16 protein-coding genes and 2 pseudogenes are annotated in these 20379 nt (G+C 39.4%); 14 read left to right on the plus strand and 4 right to left on the minus strand.

Translation table 11 applies throughout. The annotated features are described in order from the left end of the window. Positions 1-4: 4 nt before the first annotated feature. The 3 genes from hutU to hutP all read right to left on the minus strand — a co-directional run bounded on the left by hutU (position 5) and on the right by hutP (position 3754). On the minus strand, positions 5-1672 hold the full coding sequence (gene hutU, locus M1D69_RS01065; protein WP_458104860.1) for a urocanate hydratase: 1668 nt from the start codon (positions 1670-1672) through the stop codon (positions 5-7). Continuing rightward, positions 1669-3195, minus strand: coding sequence for a histidine ammonia-lyase (hutH, locus tag M1D69_RS01070; RefSeq protein ID WP_458104859.1), 1527 nt, complete (start codon positions 3193-3195; stop codon positions 1669-1671). The genes hutU and hutH overlap by 4 nt, the downstream gene beginning before the upstream one ends. Before the next feature lie 112 nt (positions 3196-3307). After that, positions 3308-3754 (minus strand): hut operon transcriptional regulator HutP, encoded by a 447-nt coding sequence (gene hutP / locus M1D69_RS01075; RefSeq protein WP_003236310.1) that lies wholly within the window; start codon positions 3752-3754, stop codon positions 3308-3310. 620 nt (positions 3755-4374) lie between these two features. Between hutP and M1D69_RS01080 the strand changes: the two genes are divergently transcribed. The 3 genes from M1D69_RS01080 to M1D69_RS01090 all read left to right on the plus strand — a co-directional run bounded on the left by M1D69_RS01080 (position 4375) and on the right by M1D69_RS01090 (position 9316). After that, positions 4375-5787 (plus strand): glycoside hydrolase family 43 protein, encoded by a 1413-nt coding sequence (locus tag M1D69_RS01080; RefSeq protein WP_458104858.1) that lies wholly within the window; start codon positions 4375-4377, stop codon positions 5785-5787. A 159-nt stretch (positions 5788-5946) separates the two neighbouring features. Next, positions 5947-8706, plus strand: coding sequence for an AAA domain-containing protein (locus M1D69_RS01085; RefSeq protein ID WP_458104857.1), 2760 nt, complete (start codon positions 5947-5949; stop codon positions 8704-8706). Positions 8707-8926: 220 nt separating this feature from the next. Further along, positions 8927-9316 carry a (deoxy)nucleoside triphosphate pyrophosphohydrolase gene (locus tag M1D69_RS01090; RefSeq protein ID WP_458104856.1) on the plus strand — a complete coding sequence of 130 codons (390 nt, stop codon included), beginning with the start codon at positions 8927-8929 and terminating at the stop codon, positions 9314-9316. Here M1D69_RS01090 and M1D69_RS01095 read toward each other — a convergent pair. Beyond that, a pseudogene (locus M1D69_RS01095) lies at positions 9305-12438 on the minus strand (DUF3427 domain-containing protein). The gene M1D69_RS01090 and the pseudogene M1D69_RS01095 sit on opposite strands and share 12 nt — an antisense overlap. Before the next feature lie 308 nt (positions 12439-12746). Between M1D69_RS01095 and M1D69_RS01100 the strand changes: the two are divergent. The 11 genes and pseudogenes from M1D69_RS01100 to M1D69_RS01150 all read left to right on the plus strand — a co-directional run bounded on the left by M1D69_RS01100 (position 12747) and on the right by M1D69_RS01150 (position 20303). Continuing rightward, positions 12747-13112, plus strand: coding sequence for a YwqH-like family protein (locus tag M1D69_RS01100; RefSeq protein ID WP_458104855.1), 366 nt, complete (start codon positions 12747-12749; stop codon positions 13110-13112). A gap of 11 nt (positions 13113-13123) precedes the next feature. Next, positions 13124-13393, plus strand: coding sequence for a YwqI/YxiC family protein (locus tag M1D69_RS01105; protein ID WP_458104854.1), 270 nt, complete (start codon positions 13124-13126; stop codon positions 13391-13393). Between the two features lie 19 nt (positions 13394-13412). After that, positions 13413-15110 (plus strand): T7SS effector LXG polymorphic toxin, encoded by a 1698-nt coding sequence (locus M1D69_RS01110; RefSeq protein WP_458104853.1) that lies wholly within the window; start codon positions 13413-13415, stop codon positions 15108-15110. 16 nt (positions 15111-15126) lie between these two features. After that, entirely contained in the window at positions 15127-15513 is a 387-nt protein-coding gene (locus tag M1D69_RS01115; protein WP_458104852.1) for a hypothetical protein, read from the plus strand. A 273-nt stretch (positions 15514-15786) separates the two neighbouring features. Continuing rightward, positions 15787-16395: a hypothetical protein gene (locus M1D69_RS01120; RefSeq protein ID WP_458104851.1), complete on the plus strand. Its 609-nt coding sequence runs from the start codon at positions 15787-15789 to the stop codon at positions 16393-16395. Between the two features lie 99 nt (positions 16396-16494). Then, entirely contained in the window at positions 16495-16839 is a 345-nt protein-coding gene (locus M1D69_RS01125) for a hypothetical protein (protein WP_458104850.1), read from the plus strand. Positions 16840-16975: 136 nt separating this feature from the next. Continuing rightward, positions 16976-17653, plus strand: a complete 678-nt coding sequence (locus M1D69_RS01130; protein WP_458104849.1) for a pre-toxin TG domain-containing protein — start codon at positions 16976-16978, stop codon at positions 17651-17653. A 5-nt stretch (positions 17654-17658) separates the two neighbouring features. After that, a complete protein-coding gene (locus tag M1D69_RS01135) occupies positions 17659-18018 on the plus strand; it encodes a hypothetical protein (RefSeq protein ID WP_458104848.1) in 360 nt (119 codons plus the stop codon). Between the two features lie 104 nt (positions 18019-18122). Next, positions 18123-18656, plus strand: a pseudogene (locus M1D69_RS01140) (family 1 glycosylhydrolase); the annotation flags it as partial. A gap of 102 nt (positions 18657-18758) precedes the next feature. Next, positions 18759-19205: a universal stress protein gene (locus tag M1D69_RS01145; protein WP_229044383.1), complete on the plus strand. Its 447-nt coding sequence runs from the start codon at positions 18759-18761 to the stop codon at positions 19203-19205. A gap of 159 nt (positions 19206-19364) precedes the next feature. Next, entirely contained in the window at positions 19365-20303 is a 939-nt protein-coding gene (locus M1D69_RS01150; protein WP_458104847.1) for a DMT family transporter, read from the plus strand. Positions 20304-20379: the final 76 nt, after the last annotated feature.

The following is a 20379-nucleotide window of genomic DNA, read 5'->3' on the forward strand; positions in this document are numbered from 1 at the left end:
GTCATCACTCCCTTTCTTTTTGCATCGGAACGATAATGTCTTGTTTTTTCGCTACTTCAACGGCACGTTCATAACCCGCATCCGCATGGCGGATAATGCCCATCCCCGGATCGCTCGTTAAGACCCTGGCGAGCCGCTCGTCAGCCAGCTCACTTCCATCGGCAACCGCGACCATACCGGCATGCAGGGAATAGCCCATTCCGACGCCGCCGCCATGGTGGAAGGAAACCCAGCTCGCACCCGCCGCCGTGTTGACAAGCGCATTGAGCACAGCCCAATCGCCGACAGCGTCACTTCCATCCTTCATCGCTTCTGTTTCCCGGTTTGGAGAGGCGACAGACCCGCAGTCTAAATGATCTCTTCCGATAACGACAGGCGCTTTTAGCTCTCCGTTTCTGACCAACTCGTTAATGGCAAGGCCCATTTTTTTTCGTTCTCCATATCCAAGCCAGCAAATGCGGGACGGCAAGCCTTGGAACGTGACTTTTTCCTGTGCCATATCGATCCAGCGGTGAAGGGCTTTATTGGCTGGAAACAGTTCTTTTAATAACGCATCCGTACGGTAAATATCTGCCGGATCACCGGAAAGCGCCGCCCAGCGGAACGGCCCTTTTCCTTCACAGAATAAGGGGCGGATGTAGGCAGGGACAAACCCCGGAAAATCGAAGGCATTCTCCAGGCCTTCATCTTTTGCGACTTGCCGGATATTGTTGCCGTAGTCAAATACAACAGAGCCCTTTTGTTGAAATGCCAGCATGGCTTCCACATGTTTTTTCATGCTTTGCTTCGCAAGGCGAACGTAAAGCTCTGGATTGTCTTGACGCAAACGGTCAGCTTCATCAAGTGAATAGCCCTCGGGAACATAACCGATTAATGGGTCGTGGGCAGACGTCTGATCGGTGACGATATCAACGGTGACGCCGCGGTTCAGAAGGGTATGGTGAACCTCTGCAGCGTTTCCGAGAAGAGCGATGGAGAGAGGTTTTCCTGCCAGCTTTGCCTCTTCAGCCCACGCTAAGGCTTCCTCAATCGACGCTGTTTTACGGTCACAATATTTCGTTTCAATTCGTTTGTCGATTCGTTTTTCATCAACCTCGACGGCAATCACAACTCCATCATTCATCGTGACAGACAGCGGCTGGGCGCCTCCCATTCCGCCGAGCCCGGCTGTCAGCGTCAATGTTCCTTTTAAGCTTCCTCCGAAGTGCTGTCTCGCGAGCTCAGCGAAGGTTTCATAGGTTCCTTGCAATATGCCCTGTGAGCCAATGTAAATCCAGCTGCCTGCCGTCATCTGTCCGTACATCATTAACCCTTTTTTCTCAAGCTTGTGGAAATGCTCCCAGTTCGCCCACTTCGGAACAAGAACAGAGTTTGCTAAAAGCACGCGCGGTGCCTGCGGGTGCGTACGGAACATGCCAACGGGTTTTCCGGATTGCACGAGCAATGTCTCATCATGTTTTAGTGTTTTCAGAGAATACTCAATGGCGCGAAATGCATCCCAATCCCGAGCGGCTTTGCCAATCCCGCCGTATACGATGAGGTCTTCCGGCTTCTCGGCGACTTCCGGATCAAGGTTGTTTCGAAGCATCCGAAGTACCGCCTCTTGTTCCCATCCTAAGCATTCAAGCTCTGTTCCTCTATTGGCACGGATTGATTTTTTTACATGAGTCATATGTTCATCCCCCTCAGTTCTTGGTTCTGTTGATATGGTAATAAAGATTCCTTCTTCAGCCAGGCAGTCAAGCGTTCGATGTCATAGGAAAAAACGCGGTCCTGCTGAATAGACGGCACGACTTTTCTCATTTCTTGAAAAAGCTGTTTCGTATAGGACGCTGCATGTTCTATGCCTCTGTATTCAACCGCCTGCAATGCGCAAATCGCTTCAATCGCAATGACTCTCCTTGTATTTGCAATCACCTGATAAGCATGCCGCGCGGCGATGGTTCCCATGCTGACATGGTCTTCTTGGTTGGCGGATGACGGGATAGAATCCACACTTGCGGGATGGGCCAGTGTTTTATTTTCAGAAACAAGCGAGGCAGCGGCATACTGCATGATCATTGCACCGGATTGCAGACCGGGATGAGGGCTTAGGAACGGCGGCAGGTCATTCAGCTGCGGATTCACAAGTCGTTCGACCCTGCGCTCTGCGATATTCGCAAGCTCTGATACTGCGATTTTTAGAAAATCCATGGCAAAGGCGATCGGCTGCCCGTGAAAGTTTCCGCCAGAAATGACTTTGTCACCTTCATTGAAAATGAGAGGGTTGTCCGTAGCTGCATTCATTTCAATTTCTAATTTTTCTTTGACATATCCTAATGTCTGCCAAGTCGCACCGTGCACTTGCGGAATACAGCGCAATGAATAGGCATCCTGGACCCGCAGTTCTCCTTGAGAGGTCGTCAGGCTGCTGTCAGATAGATAAAAACGGATTCGTTCTGCGACATCGATCTGCTCCTGATAGCCGCGGGCGGAGTGAATGTCCTCGTCAAACGCATCTATAATTCCTCTCAGCCCTTCAATCGTTAAGCTGGCAATGCGCTCTGTTTGGTAGGCTAGTTTTTCCGCTTCAATGTATGCGACCACACCCATAGCAGTCATAGCCTGAGTTCCGTTAATCAAGGCAAGCCCTTCCTTGGATGTCAGCGTTACCGGCTGAATACCGGCTTTTTTCAAGCCTGTCATTGTCGGCATTCTTTCCCCCTCAAAAAAGACTTCTCCTTGTCCGATCAGCGCAAGCGCCAGGTGGGAAAGCGGCGCCAAATCGCCGCTTGCGCCAAGTGATCCCTGCTGGGGAATGACAGGATGGATGCGTTTATTTAAAAAAGCAAGCAATTGTTCAATCAGCTCCGCACGTACACCTGAAAAACCTTTTAACAGCGCATTGGCGCGCAAAAGCAGCATGGCCCTGGACACACACTCGGGAAAAGGATCGCCGACACCGCAGGCATGTGAAAGGATTAAATTCAGCTGCAGCGCCGCCGAGTCTTCCTTCTGAATCAGGACATCGCTGAATTTGCCAAATCCGGTGGTGATGCCGTATATTGTCTTTTCTTCATGAACAATCCGCTCCACTGCCGCTCTGCTTTTCTTCACGCGCTCCATACTTTCCTCGGAAGCCGCTGCCTCTTCAAAATCAAACAGCACACGAGCGACGTCGGCTGTTGTCAATGAAGAACCGTCTAATGTCACCATAAGCCCAACTCCTTTGTCTTTACTTTGGTAAAGCGCCCATACAAAAAGGGGCTATGCTGTGAAAATTTGATTTCACGCATAGCCCCCTATCGTCTAAGATCTATGGGCTGTTTCATATGTGATTGATTCCAACGCCGAATGTTTCATGCTCAAGTCCTTTAATCGGCGCCCCGATTGTTCCGTAAAGCGAGACAGCAATCCAATCGCCTTCCGCTTCACTTTCATAAGGATTTCCTCTCAAAACGGCGAACCTCAGGCCAACCGTCCGAAGCAGTGATCCAAGCAGCATTTCACCTCTGGTTACGCCATGCAAGGCCTCCATCGTCGCATGGTAAAGCGCATGTGACTCACGATAACCCTCAGATTGAATGACTCCGCTCTTTTTGGAAGCGGTTTCAATTGCGGCTACTACTTTATGCGCGTCCATTGATCCTACCTTGCCGAGACAGACCTTCCATCCATCTCGCTCCAGCTCCCCGACCTGTGTGCTTTCTTCCGCTTCATTCAGCAGCAGTAGAACAGACAGCCGGCCGATCCGGCGCTCTTTGTGCAGTGTCATATGAATCACTCAATTCCTAAAAATTCTGATAACTATTAACTGAGTATTATATTAATTGTTTCAGCAATAGAAGTCAAAAGGTTTTTTACAGTCTTTAACAAGTTAGATTGGTATTGTGATATCGTGACGCAGAAAGCAGGACGGGTTTTTTCAGCGATTGCACACGATATCCAGACAGGAGGCAAGCGCCGCTGTCTTACTCTCAATATGCGTTTACTAAGTCGTATTTTTCGCAAGGCATTTTCTCAAGAGCCAGCCGAATGACATCCTCAGCACCGCCAAGCCAAATGACTCCGGTATTGACGGGCAGTCAGGCATCATCTTAAAAAATGCCGACAACGAAATGGCTGTATCACAGTCGACGACTTTACAAAAATTACATGTAAGCAAATGAAAAACAGAGTGATGAAAGAAGGAGAAACAGCAAAAGAGTTGAACTATGAAGGAGAGGATATGCAAGCAGCAGTTCTGCGCAAACAGCCAGACAATGTAAGAGAACAGTGAGAAATCACCTATCTGTTTGAATATGAAAACATTCGGCTGTTTTAATAGGCTGGGGTTTCTTCATAGAAGAATGTAAGCGTTTAAAATTTAATAAAAAAGAGAGGCGAATTGTTTAGATGTTCAACCGATTGTTCCGTGTATGTTTTCTTACAGCTCTTATCATGGCCTTCACCCTCCCAAACTCCGTCTATGCACAAAAACCCGTCTTTAAAGAAGTCAGCGTCCATGATCCTTCCATCATTGAAACAAATGGCACCTTTTATGTTTTTGGATCTCATCTCGCTTCAGCAAAAACAAATGACCTCATGCAATGGCAGCAGCTGACTAACAGTGTCAGCAACGACAACTCACTTATTCCAAATGTCTATGAAGAATTAAAAGATACCTTCGAATGGGCACAATCCGATACCCTGTGGGCGGCTGATGTCGCACAGCTGGCGGACGGCAAATACTATATGTACTACAACGCCTGCCGCGGTGACTCACCAAGATCCGCCATGGGAGTGGCCGTCGCTGACAACATCGAAGGACCCTATAAAAACAAAGGCCTCTTTTTGAAATCAGGCATGGAAGGCACAAGCAATGATGGAACACCGTATGACGCAACCAAACACCCGAACGTCGTAGACCCGCACACATTTTTTGATAAAAACGGAAAGCTGTGGATGGTGTACGGTTCATACTCAGGCGGCATTTTCATACTTGAAATGAATCCGAAAACTGGCTTCCCGCTCCCTGGACAGGGATACGGCAAAAAACTGCTCGGCGGCAACCACAGCAGAATCGAAGGCCCGTATGTTCTCTACAATCCAGACACCAACTACTACTACTTATACCTATCATATGGCGGTCTAGACGCAACAGGCGGCTACAACATCCGTGTCGCCCGCTCCAAGAAACCAGATGGCCCGTATTACGACGCAGAGGACAATCCAATGATTAATGTCCAAGGCAAAGAAGGCACATTCTTCGATGACCGCTCCATTGAGCCGTACGGCGTCAAACTCATGGGCAGCTATACATTTGAAACAGAAACTGAAAAAGGAGCCGGATACGTCTCACCGGGCCACAACTCAGCCTATTATGACGAAAAAACCGGCCGTTCTTATTTAATCTTCCACACCCGCTTCCCGGGCAGAGGTGAAGAACACGAAGTCAGAGTCCACCAAATGTTCATGAACAAAGACGGCTGGCCGGTAGTGGCGCCATATCGATACGCAGGTGAAACACTGAAAAAAGTAAAACAAAAAGATATCACAGGAACATACAAACTCATCCAGCACGGAAAAGACATCTCAGCCGACATCAAAAAAACCATCAACATTCAGCTCAACAAAGACCACACCATTTCCGGGGAAATGACCGGAACGTGGAAGAAAACTGGAGATGATACAGCCGACATCACGTTAGACGGCAAGACGTATAATGGGGTATTTTTACGCCAGTGGGATTCGGTGAGAGAGAAGAACGTCATGACATTTAGTGTATTGAATGGCAGCGGTGAGGCTGTTTGGGGAGTAAAATTATAAGATAAATTATGTTTGAGAACCTTTTCTTGATTTAAGAAAAGGTTCTTTTCTTACTTACTACTCTAATAGGTATTTTGATAATCTCTTATTAATTTTGTATACTATAACAAAAAATAACAATTTTATATAGATAAATAAGATATTTTTGGAGGGAATAATTTGTCGGGTGTAAGCATTGAGGTAGGTAATACAACATATTCTGATCAAATTAAAGAATGGCGATTATCTAAACGTGATAATGCTAAAATAATTGTTCATATTACATTGAAAAGTGGAATGAAGAAAAGTGAAGAGTTAGATAGGTGTATAATTAGACCTGTTCGAGAAATGGTCATTAACAAACAAGAACGACTCGTTTTAAAGGGAAATGTAAAAGCGAATATTGAAAACGTTATAATATATGGAGATAAATATGCTGTTTTGAATTTTAGTGGAAATGATCAGAAATATATTTATAAAGAAAAAGATATTGAAAAGATTACTTTGGGTAATGCAAAGTTTAAACATTTATTAGATTATTTTGGATATATAGCAGCTGTTAAAGATAAAACACAAAATGATATCCCACCTATTTTGGAAGGTGAAATTCAGCGTATGCCATTGAGAATAGAAAGTGCTCTCTATGCTTATTTTTCGAAGGGAAGTCGAGTATATAAGGATTCAGAGACACTCCTTTTTCCTTTTGGTTTAAACCTAAGTCAGATCCAGGCAGTTCAATCAGCTTTTTCTTCTCAAATAAGTGTAATTGAAGGCCCTCCTGGTACGGGAAAAACACAAACTATTTTAAATCTAATCACTAATTTAGTGATGAAAGGAAAGAATGCTGCGATTGTCTCAAGTAATAACTCTGCAGTTGACAATGTTAGAGAAAAAATGAAGAAAGCAGGCTACGATTTTCTTCTTGCATCATTAGGTAGCCAAGATAATCAAAAAAAATTCTTTGAGAAACTTCCGGAATTTCCTCAAAATATAGCCGAATGGAAGATTGAGAATGAGAGAGAATCAGAGTTACTGAAAACCCTCTTAAATGATGTAGAATCTATTAAAGAACTATTAAAGTTACAAAACAGACAAGCAATAATAAAACAGCAAATAAAAGACCTAGAAACAGAGAAAAAATATTATAAACAACATTTTGATTCATTAGAAACAATAAAGCCAAAGCTTTTACCCTTTTATAAGTTTAATAATTCTAAGATTCTAAATTTTATGGTTGATGAAGTACTCAACAAACAAAACCGTATGAACTTCTTTAAGAAAACAAAATATCTTTTCTACTATGGATTATATGACTTCAAACAAATAGGGGACAGTTTAAATAAAGAGAAAATGCTTTCTCAACTCCAATATCAATTCTATAAGCAAAAACTAACTGAATTAAATACCGAGTTAAGTGAAATAAATCAAATGCTACATGCCAAAAATTTTGAAGCACTAAGTAATCGAATTCAAAATTACTCTACATTAATTTTCAAAAATTATATACATAATAAACAAAAAACGATTAAGAAAGAGAATTTTGAGTACAAGAAATATAAAGATGCAAAGCAGTTTGATCGATTTATAAATCGATATCCTATTATTCTGAGTACTGCATTCTCTTTAATGAAATCAATTCCAGATGGTTTCTTATTTGATTACTTAATTGTAGATGAAGCCTCACAGTTAGAATTGATGCCAGGTATCCTTGCTCTAGGTTGTGCTAAAAATGTAATTATTGTTGGAGATACAAAACAACTACCTCACATACCAGATAAGAACATATCAAAGGGAGAAATGGGAGTAGAACCTTGCTTTGATTATGTAGAAAATAGCCTGCTACATTCAATTTTAAAAGTATATGAGAAAAAAATTCCCGTTACTTTGTTAAAGGAGCACTATCGTTGCCACCCTATGATCATCAAATTTTGTAATGAACAATATTATGAAGGCAATCTCATTCCGTTGACTAAATATGATGAAGTAGAGGATTCTTCAATTATTTTAATAAAAACCGTTAAAGGAAATCATATGAGGTTCCAAGGCGGACGACACAATGTTCGTGAATTGGATTCTCTTGAAGAGGCAACGATTAGAGAGAAGGTTTTCCCACATGATTTTGATGATATTGGATTTATTGCTCCTTATAGAGCCCAGATACAAGCAGCTAATCGTTATATGAGAGAAGAAATTATTAAAGATACTGTACATAAGTTTCAAGGAAGAGAATGTGATGGGATTATTTTCTCCACAGTACTTGATGATAAGGGTGGTAAAAAGGATATTGAATTTGTTGATAGTGCCACTTTAATAAATGTAGCCATATCGAGAGCAAAAAAACGTTTTGTTTTAGTATCTGCCGTCGATATTTTCAAGAGAAGTAATAAAGAAATCTCCGAGTTAATACGTTATATGGAATATTATACAGAAGCTAGTTTATATCATGAAAGTCAGGTTATTTCCGTGTTCGATTTACTATATAAAGAATTCTCAGAAGTTTTAGTACAACGAGAAAATAAACTACGAGAGAGTGACTCAAAGTATAAATCTGAAAGGATTATTGCGAGTTTGCTCAGAGATATTCTTAAAGAAGAAGCCTACAAGAAAATTGAATTTAAAAGGGAGTATCGTTTAAAGGATTTATTTAACAATACCTCCCATTTAAACGAAAAGGAACAAAAATTCGTTAAAACAGTAGCTCGATTTGATTTTTTGCTTTATTACAAGATGGGGAATGAACCTGCTGGTGTAATAGAGGTAGACGGTACTGCTTATCATTATTCAAATGACCAGAAAAGACGGGATCAATTAAAAGATTCTATTCTGAAGAAATCGGGGATACCTTTTATTAGATTAAGGACAAATGAGAGTGGCGAGGCTGAAAAAATAAAAGTACTGCTAAATTCTATTTTAAAAACGAATAAGTTAAAGAATGATTAAAATACTAGCAAGGGATAAGTGAATATTGCTTAAATAGTTATTCGTCTAACTATTTAGCTCTTTTGGTGAGTGAAAATTACTCTATATAGTCAAAAGATTATGTTGTTGTCCCACAACCTATTCAGTATGATAAAGTTTAACTAAAAATGAAGATCAGATCACTAAATGTAATATTAAATATAGGTTTGTGACTTAATAAGAAATGAAAGGAAAAAATAAAATGAAAAAAACAATCAAAGTAGCTGCAGCAGTAATTCAAAACGATAAAGATATGATATTATGTGCACTTCGTTCGCCAACCATGTCTTTGGCCAATCTATGGGAATTCCCAGGAGGGAAACTTGAAGAGGGAGAGAATGCACGAGAAGCTCTTGTCAGAGAAATTCATGAGGAGCTTGGTTGTAAAATTGAAGCAGGTGAAATTATCGCTGACATTCATCACGAATATGAGAAAGTCATTGTTAATTTGATTTCTATTCAAGCAAAAATTGTTGAGGGTGAACCTGTTGCTAAAGAACATGCAGAACTCAGATGGGTGCCCGTGAGTGAACTTGAGTCACTTGAATGGGCACCTGCTGATCTTCCAACTGTAAATGCACTAGTTAATTAAATCAACATACAAGTTTTCTGGGACAGGCTGATGGAGCTTCCATATTATATTCATAGGTTTGTCCCCATTGCTTGATACGTAATCTACTTTACCTAGATAAATAAAAGGTAAGGTGATGTCATGCATTTCGTTAAATTTACGTACGAATAGATGTATTTTATATTCTCTTTGTCTATGGTTAATAAAATTCTGACCTACAGTAGAATCATGTGATGTTTGATTTTGACTTTGCCAATGAAAATGATAGGGATCCATAAAGTAATCTTTATATAACAAATGGTCCTCAACTTTTTCAGATTTATTTAATGTAATAAAAATTAAGTAGTTATTGTTAACTCTCCTTACACCTTCTCGCCACGTTCCCTCTTGATCAGTTGATTGAAATAAATGTATGAGTTCATTTCTAGTATATGTTTGATACAAAGTGAGTTGTAGTTCACTTGATAAAAGTGCTTCTAAATTATTCATACGTCTAAATTCAGTTAAACCATATTGGATACGCTCCTTAATATAAGGACCAAACTGAGGATGGCATAAACGTTCGATAATATCTGATTGTAGTATGAACGTATTTTCCTTCACTATACCAAAACTCCATTGTTGTTTCTTATGTGATGTGGCTAAACGCTCCATAGATCGTTTAATCAAGTTGTCGTGTATACTAGTGTTTTTGATTTGTAAATGAAATGTATCTTCTAAAGACTTTTTCACATCATTTACAGTGATTTTTTGTATATTAAATCCACATTGTAACACTAATAAATCATAAGGCCACTTAATCGGAAACTGTTGCTCTAACCAGGATACCATTCTTAAAACTAACGAATCATTTAATACTTCTTTATCAAAAGAATGAAGGTCATCCATTTTTCTTTTCGTTTCGACCCAAGACTTATATTTTTTTATAAAAAAGGTAAGCCCTGGAGCTTGATCTGAATAAAGAAAATCAAGTAGCTCTGGGGAACGCCCAATATCTCGTTTAAATTGATCATATAATGTTTTTAGCATGGCAGCTGAATTTAGTTTAATACTATCTATTTTATGTAAAATCTCTTTCTTCGTTACAGATGAAAGATCTACATAAGACCCACCAGGTAAGTCTGCAAACTCATGGGTAACTGCAACTCGCAACGAATCTTTATCAAACGATTTTTGACTTGTTTGTCCAGAGAGGGCTAGCGGTATGACAAATGATTTTTGATAGTTTCCTATAAAATCAAGTACCGTTACAAACTCTTTATCATCAGTCTTTCTTAATCCTCTTCCTAACTGTTGAATAAATATGGTTGGTGATTCAGTCGGTCTCAAAAAAAGCAGTAAGTTTAATTTTGGTATATCAATGCCTTCATTAAAAATATCTACTGTGAAAATCAGTTCTAAACTATGATGCGGATCTTCAAGTTCTCTAATCACTTTCTGACGTTGTCCCGAGGAATCCTGCCCTGTTAAATATGTTGTATGGAATCCTAATTGATTAAATTCTTGACTCATATATTGGGCATGTTCAACGTTAGTACAGAAGCCCAACCCACACATTTTGTTTCCGTAAAAACCGTACATATTTATCATCTTTATTACATAATCGACTCGCTCATGGTTTTTCAAGTGGTTGACCAGGGAGCGTTCATCATAGACCCCGTTTGTTATTTTTACTTTATCGTAATCAACAGTATGATCCGGAATACCAAAGTAATGAAATGGGGCGAGCAATTCAGCTTCTAACGCATCTCGAAGGCGGATTTCATAGACAACATTATGATTGCAGATCTCAAGCACATCTTTACCGTCTAAACGTTCTGGAGTTGCAGTTAAACCTAATAAGAATTCAGGTTTAAAGTAATTCAACACTGATTGATAGGTAGAGGCTTCTGCATGATGAAATTCATCAATGACAATGTAATCAAATTCATTTGGTGCAAACCGTTTAATGTTTCTTCTTTATGCAAGGTTTGAACTGTGCTAAATAAAAACCTTTTATTCCATTCTTTTTTCGATCCAGTTAACAATCCAAAGTTATCAGGGTCATTTGTGACTTTTTCAAATGTTTCAATAGCTTTAGTTAGTAACTCCTCACGATGAGCGATAAAAAGATATTTTTTTGGTTGATATTCGGAAAAATCAAATGCTGCAAGATATGTTTTTCCTGTACCAGTTGCAGCGATAATAACAGCCTTTTCCTCACCTTGCTCTCTCGTTTTCTTGAGGTTTTTAAGAGCTATTTCTTGCATGGCATTAGGTTTTATTTTTGTTTGATAAAGAGAGTTTTGAGAGACGAGAGACGCGCTCATTTTGTGGTTAGCTGCTTGAAATTCTTCATAAGCTTTTAAAAACTGGTCATCGACCGGTTGTGTTTTTTCGAGCCATACTTTATTAAAGACATCTTTTGTTTGTTGAAAAATAGGAAGATATTTTGTATCAGGTATTCTCGCATTTAGCTCATACCCAGTGGTCAGAGCGGATTGCGAAAGATTTGATGATCCAATAATGACACTATGTTGCCCTGAAAGACGTTCAAATAAGTAAGCTTTTGTATGAAAAGATTGACGGTAATCATTTACAATTCTCAAATCGACATTTTGAAATTGCATGAGTTGTTTAAGTGCTTTAGGTTCAGTAATTCCCATATATGTTGATGTGATAATACGTACTGGCACATTACGTTTATTGAGCTCTTGTAATGGTGGAATAAGAAGTTGGACACCAGACCACCTTGTAAAACTGACCATAAAATCCACACGATCAGCAGTTAACATTTCATTCTTTAATGTTTTAAAAAAATTATCATCCGCTCTATGGTTTCCGAGCAGATTCAACCGTGATAGTGAAAAATGCTCCGATACAGGAAGATCCATGTCATCTAAATGATAAAGAACTGTAGAAAGTGGAATTGCAAAGGCAGTATCATTACCAAGATCAGAAGATATTTTTTGGGTTAATTCAACCGCCTGATGATATTGTCCATGTTGAAAAAGCGTTTGGATTTTCTCGCCAAATTGTTTAGCGATATGTAATGTTAAAATTTCTGTATATTCTTTCGGTAAAACAGGTTGAAATTGATGTTCTGCGGGATAAAGCTTGTTTTTTTCTTGCAATTCTTCATGAAAACCACTGTTTTTTGTCATTTTTTGCTCCCCATATTTAGATAGATATCCTAATTTTATCATTATTATTGACTATAGGTAACAGGGATTTGCAAATGGCATTGCGAATCAAATGAGGATAATTGTGCCTGCACTTATAGCCATGTGCAAGTAGAATTTCACTCGCCAGAAAGTGAAATGAAAAGGAAGATAGATAAATATACTTATTTTTATTCTCTGTAAGACAAACCTTTTTACCTATTTATCCAATATGATCCATCATGTAATATGAAAATAGTCTGTATTGTAAAGAATTGACACAGTTTGATAGAAACATGAGGTGTTGCGGCATGCATAGTGAAATGTTGTTACATTCGGTAAAAGCCGACTTACATGAAAAGCAGGAACAGATCCATCAGTTAAAACGAGCGCTGCACGAAATCAGGCAAATCAAACACGAATTCTCCGAGGCCCAGCATCTCATTCACCGGCCTCATCTTAACCGTGAGGCATGCAGAGGAACACATGCGGAGCGGTTTGAAGATATTCGTGAAGGAATGAACAAAGCATATCAGCAAATCAAAAGCGATCAAGTCAGCGGAATCATCGAAAGCATAGAAGGAAAAATCCATTCATTAGAGGGCGATGTGTATTCTATGAGACGCCAAATCACGAGGATAGAGCATGAAATAGAGAAGGAAAAACATAAAAAGTGAGGTGAGCACAAATGGCACAGGAAATTAAAATGGTCTATGGCACAGTGAAGCAAGGGCTTTCTCAGCTTAAGAATTCAGCTGAACTCAAATCCTCCTTGCCCGGTCATCTCTCAGGCAGAAACCATTTGAATGTTGTGAAGTCCATCGAGCAATTAAATGAGGACATCAAAGAGCTCACTGAAGCATATGCGTCCATTCTTGCCAAGCATATTGCACAAACGGAAAGCGCGGTAAACGCCATGAAGGAAACGGACGAAAACATATCATCTTCCATGAAATAAAGCGCGGGAGGACAAGGGATTGAAAACATTAGATGTCCACGCTCTTCACGAGGGCATTCAGCATACGATTGAGAAACTGGACAAGCAAAAACAACAGCTGGAGAAGCTGGAAAAAAGCGTTGAGCATCTGGCAGGCATGAAGGATGCGCTAAAAGGAAAAGGCGGAGACGCCATCCGGACTTTTTACGAGGAGTGTCACAAGCCTTTTCTCCTTTTCTTTGGCATGTTTATCGACGAATACAAAAAAGTGCTGAAACAAACCCAGCATGCGATTGCCTCTGTAGAATCTGACCCCCACGGCATGATTGCAGAGGCTTTTCTCTCACACGATGCGAGACACGGGGTCAAGCACGCACGAGAAGTGACAGAGCAGCTCACAGACGCAGTCAATCGCCAGACATCAGCCATCGGCCACATCGTCAGCCTGCCTACAGTCAATGACTCCTTTTTCCGGATGGAAACAGAACAGGCTGAGCGACTGATTTCAGACACCCTGAATAAGCTCTTTCAATTTGACGGCCAGCAAACCCAAGCACTAGAAACGGCAAAATCAGATTTTCAAACGATGAAAAAATATATAGACCAGCTCGAAACCATGTACACCGGTCCGAAAATTGAAATCACAGGATACAAAACCGGCTCCATCTTGAAATCTCAGGAAGAAGAAAACATCAACCAAACCTTCGGCGCCATCAATCCGCAAATGAAACAGCCGGATGAATCACCGATGGAGATGATGTTGAAGAAGCTGGAGAAACATAAGCAGTCCAACGTTGATACCGTGATGAAGGATGGCAAACAACAGAAGATCGAGCGCGAGATTTATGGTGATGACAGTAACTTGACGGTACTGCAGAAAGAAGCAGCTAAGATATCTCCAAAAGTAGCTGGAGATATTCGAGTGATAAATGGTAAACTTTATAACGTTAAAGGCTGGAAAGTGGTCCAAAGAGTAGATGTTGCTGATGAAACTGTGAGGAATCAAGCAGATATAAACTATATCGGCGGAGTATACAGTATGTACGAAAATGGCCAAATCGTTCGACGATATCTTAAAAATGGTAAACCCAGTATAGAAATTGTTGAAAAGATTCCAGAAGGCAGAAGTGCTGGCGGAGTTAAAAATATTGATGAAGAAGTGCCTGGTTTAGGGAAAGTAACGGATACAATAGGTGAGTTTTTTGTTGTTAATGATGGAATTCGGGCAACAACTGGCGAAGATCCTAAAACTAATAAAAAAGTTTCGGTTGATGAACGAATATTGAGTACTCTTTTTATTATACCTATTGCTAAAATTGGAAAGTATGCTTTTGTGTGGAGTAAGGGAGAGAAAGCAGTAAAGAGGGTTCCGAATGTTGGAAAAGATATTAAAAGTAAGGGGAAAAATCCTTCTAATTTTGCAGATAGGGAAAAGCTAGAATCTCATTTTTATAAACATGGAAATGAATTTGGTGAATTATACAAAAATGCTGATGAATATCTTGAAGGTGCAAAAGAAGTGATCAAAAACGGTATAAAAGTTAAATATAATTATAAGGGTGAAATTCGAACAGGTTATGTTAAGTTTATGGGTAATAGCAGAAATGGTAAAGCGAAATTTGAATTTGTAGGTACTAATAATAAAGGGGAAATTACAACCTATCATACTGAGAGTGGAAAAAAGATTTGGAAGACAATTAACGGAAAAAATATTCCAGTAATTAATCCAGCAGATTAGACGGGAGGTTCTTAAGATGATATATAAGGCACTTGTTAAAAAACTTGATCCACATATAGAAGAGGAAGTGATTCTCGAAATAGAAGGGATAGAATTTACAGGTTTTTCTTCTGTCTGTCCTTATGAAATTGAAGTGGGGAAAAAATATCCTGTGTTAGTTGGTTTTACGATTTTGGATGAGTTAGTTATTCGTGAAAGTATAGAAAAAACAAAAGAATTAGAACGAATTGGTTTAGGATATCAATATTATATTAGGGGAGTTTTACAAGAGGATTCAATTGATGCAGGAATCGTTCTTACTGATGAAGATGAGTATTTTTCTGAATATCCTTATTTGATTGGGGAACATGTTGAAATAAAGGTTGACAGGATAAGCGTAGAATTTTTAAGAGATTCTGTTTAAATATAAAAAGTGAAGAAGATAGATGAGAAATTTTTATTGAGAAAAATAAATGAATCATTATTAATCATCCAGATTGTTTTCCCCCTAGCAGGAATAGCTCTAACTATCATGACAATCAGGTTAGCAAATGCCAATCAAGTTAACGATATAGATATATGTAATTACTGGTTTTTCATATGGTGTATTTTTCTTTTTGTCCCTTTAAGTATTTATTTAGGAAAAGGATCTTATAAAAAAATTAAATGATATAGACGGATATCAATAGAGTTTCTAATGCGTGAACGTACAGTCTTAGAGCCATTGGTTGAAAAAAATCCATTCAAGAAAGTGCATCCGGGAATAGGGTTTGAAACTATTATTAAAAGGTCATTCGAAATCATGTTAAAAACAGTAGAATGTAGAGATAAAAAGCCTATGAAAGTAGAATTTTATGTCTATACACCAATTAATATAGAATTTGGAAATTGGGATATATCAGAAGATAAAACGGTATACTGGAGAACCGGAGATTTTAAAAAATCATTAATCGAAATAGGATTTGCACAAAAAACAGGAGAAATTCGTTCTATTACATTAACGCTGTGTGAAAGTGTTTATAAATCTAAAGAATGGAATATTGTAAACATTGAACCAATAAAAGGGGTTCCTGTTCTTAGCGTAGACCGACAACAGAATGAAACGTATATCGATGAAAAAGGAATATTAAACGTATATATAACAGATAAGACAGTTTATATTCAATTTTCAGCTCATGAGATAGAATCTCTTATAGAAAATAATCACGTATTATTTTGTTTGGATTGTGATGACAATATTTGTGGTGTCATTATAAACGATATAGGAGATAATGAAATCAACATATTAGTACAGGCATTAAAATAATAATAAAGAAAAACCTTGAAGGGTGAACCTTTCAAGGTTTTTGACAATTATCATCTTTTTCTAGCAACAACAAATAAAAAGTTAAGGGGCAGTTTAAAAATGTTCACTACTTACAATGAATATGATTTATTAGAACTGTTTGAAAGTGAGCCAATAAGCGTGTCGAGTGATCCCCTTGCAGAAGTATTCATGTATTCTATCCAAGATATGAAAGGCTATAAACTGATTCTGACAATGGATGTATACGCTTTGGAGTGCAATCTAAGTCTCGCCTTCAATGAGTTGCTTGTTTTTGAATCTAAGTTTAAAAATGTTACTCAATTAAAAAGGTGTAATTCTGATCTATTTATATATATTCATAACGAACCAAAGGTAAAGGTTATATTTAAAAAGCAGCTTGGAATTATTTTCATTAATGACAGATATGAAATGCAAGGATATTAGAAATTGAAAATCACGTTAAATACTTTCAAAGTACATCATGTAAATTACGAATGGAAATATAATTGTCAAGATAGAGTGTGTTGATGAATCTCTAGATCCTGATGACAATAAAAGTGATATAGAGAGATACTTAGAAATGGGTTTGGAGTTATTTAGTGCAGACGATTGGGAACGAGCAGCATTAGGATTTGACCCTCATACACATGAAAAACTCTCACTTCTAGATCGATTCAAAGCTGGTGTTAATATAACGCCGCCTGCTAAAGTTATCAAATGGATTCGACGGGGAAATAAACTAGCTAAAGTTTCTAAGAAAGCAGAGAAAGCCACTGATGAAGTTTCGAAAGTTGAGAAAAAGGAGAGAACGGTAGAGAACGTTGCTAAAGGAGAGAAGAAAAATTCTAAATCAGCAAGTAAAGTTAAATTTTCAGAAATGACAGCTGATAAACAAATAAAAATAGCCAAAGAATATTCCAAGAGGGCTCCGATTAGAATCCCTGATGCTGCAAAAATCAAAGCTCAATCGAAAACTGATTATGAACAAATAACTTATAAATGGAACGATGGAACATACAAATATGAGGTTAGATGGCACACAAGTACGCCTGGGGCGCCTAAAAACCAAGGGAATACGTGGGTTGTACAAAAAACTGTTCCGGGAAATGGTGGACAACAACCACAAAGGTTCTTTAAAATCGGAGAAAACGAGTGGGTTGAAGGACATAAGTGGTTTGAAGCTATTAGGGAAAGAAAAGCCGGGACAGCTACCAAAGATCAATTAAGAATTTTAGAAAAAGGCCATTGGAAGGATTGATTGAGTTGTTAAATACAAAATTTTATGATGGATTTGAGGGTGAACCTGAACTTGCCTTATTTGATGGAGAAAACAAGTTCATCATGTGGAATGGATACTTTGAAACTTTATTAAAAGCTTTATTAGATAACAATCTAGAAAAAGAGGGAATTATTAAAGAATACTTTTATCAAGAAGGCTGGTATGATGACTCACCTTGGGTCATAAAAGACGTACAATTAACAATAGATCAAATGAAAAGTTTTGATGTAAACAAACTAGATACTTCAGATGGTTTTAAAAAAGAATTAGTAGAATTAGTTCAAGAGATTATACAATTTCTTGAAAATGCAAAAAATAAAACTGTTGTAATTGAATACGATTAAATCTGGACCTTTCAGGTTTTCGACAAATAGGAGCTGGAGAAAGGCGGCCACCTTTCATCCAGCAGTCCCCCATAAAAAGGAGGTATACACATGGATTATGATAAATTATCGAGAGACATACGGTCGATTACATCGGATTCAGCTACTACATGTCCATGGCGGCGAGCACCGATCCTGAAGATCTTGCGAAATCAGGGGGCAATCTGCTGGGCGGCGTGAAAAACCCTTATCTCAAATCATCAGAATGGGGCTGGCAGATTGACCCGAAAGGCTTGCGCATCACGCTCAACACGTTATACGAGCGCTATCAGAAGCCGCTGTTTATCGTGGAAAACGGCCTTGGCGCGGCAGACAAAGTTGAGGAGGACGGCTCTATTCACGATGATGACAGAATTGACTATCTGCGGGTCCACTTAATGGAAGCGCGTGAAGCGATTGCTGACGGCGTTGAGCTGATCGGATACACATCATGGGGACCGATTGACCTTGTCAGCGCGTCCACTGCCGAAATGAAAAAACGCTATGGCTACATTTATGTTGATCGAGACAATGAGGGGAACGGAACATTGAATCGCATCAAGAAAAAAAGCTTCGGCTGGTATCAGCAGGTCATTCCCACAAACGGAGAAAGTCTCTGACAACTTTATGAAAAAACATACACCGCAATTGGCAATAACAGACAGCAGGCGGACAATAAAAGAGAAAGATGAACCACCCACAGTCCGAAAGGCGGGAAGCGTATGTTTAACAAAATGTTAGTTGCGATTGACGGGTCAGAAATGAGTGCAAAAGCCCTTGATGCCGCAGTGCATCTGGCAAAAGAACAGCAGGCAGAACTAAGCATCCTTCATGTGGGGAGAGAAGCCGTCGTAGCGACTTCTTCTTTGACTGGGATTGTCTATGTACCTGAACATTTTCTTGATGAGATCAGGAACGAAGTTAAAAAAGAAGGCCTGAAGATCCTAGAGAACGCAAAAGAAAAAGCAGCCGAAAGCGGTGTTCAAGCTGAAATCATTTACGCGAATGGCGAGCCGGCACATGAAATACTAAATCATGCAAAAGAGAAAGGCGTCAGCCTGATCGTGGTCGGAAGCCGAGGCATCAGCGGCCTGAAAGAAATGATGCTTGGAAGCGTCAGCCATAAAGTGTCTCAATTATCAACTTGTCCTGTATTAATTGTTCGATAGATAAGAAGAAAAAAGCGCCCGCAAGGCGCTTTTTTTATGTATAGATTCGTACAATAACTCTGGGTGATTTATGGAACAGCTTCCTTTATAATAGTATCAATATGTAAAAAAGAGGATTTTATCTAATATCTATGGATAGCTATACTGGGGGGGCATTTGATGCAGCAAAATCTCTTATTATCACCAAAACAAAAATCAACAGCCGTGCTGAAAATGGTCATCTCCATGGTGATTTTCGGTTCTATCGGCTTTTTCTCTGAGCATACCAATTTGCAGTCATTTGAATTGGTCTTTGTCCGCTGCCTTTGCGCGACGTTATTTTTAAGCTTTTGCTGGTTGGCGTCCGGTCAGCATAAAACTGAAAAATGGAGCAAGCGGGAAGTCCTGCAAACTTTAGCTTGCGGTTTCTTTCTGGTATTCAATTGGGTCTTCTTATTTAAGTCTTTTGAAGAAACGTCCGTTACAATTGCTATCTCTGTATACCACCTTGCACCTGTGCTTGTTCTTCTCCTGGGGAGTATTATCTATAGAGAAAAGTTAAATGTGATCTCCGTCAGCTCCATTATCATCTGCTTTCTTGGAACGGCGCTGATTTCCGGGATAAACGGCAGCACTTCATTGACACAGCTGATGGGATCAGGAATCATTTGGGCAGTTCTCGCCGCACTGTTTTATGCGTTCACCACTTTATTGGGAAAAGGCATTCAAAACCTCAGCCCTTACACGACCACCTTCCTGCAAACCGGTTTAGGGGTGATCATCCTGATTCCGTTTATTCACTTCGGCGCTTTTGCAAACCTGTCTCAAGGAAACTGGATCATGGTCGTATCCACTGGTATTATTCATACAGGTATTGTGTATTTGCTGTTTTTTGACAGTTTGCGATTTTTATCAACGAAATTTATTTCGGTCATTGTCTTCCTCGACCCCGCTGTCGCGATCGTGCTCGATACCGTGTTTATGGGATTCCGCCCGGATCTTTTTCAGACACTCGGCATTGCAATGATCTTTGCGGGTATGGCTTTGACGCTTGTCAGGAGGCAGGGGAAGGAGGATGCAGCTGCTGAAGAAAAGGATTTAGAACAATTTCAATCATGATAGAAAAAAGTGTAAAGGCCTTAAAGGGCCTTTTTTTGGTTTTTTGGGTCTTTTTGCTCTGTTTAAATCTTAAAAT

The sequence above is a fragment of the Bacillus sp. PK3-037 genome (assembly GCF_054161355.1).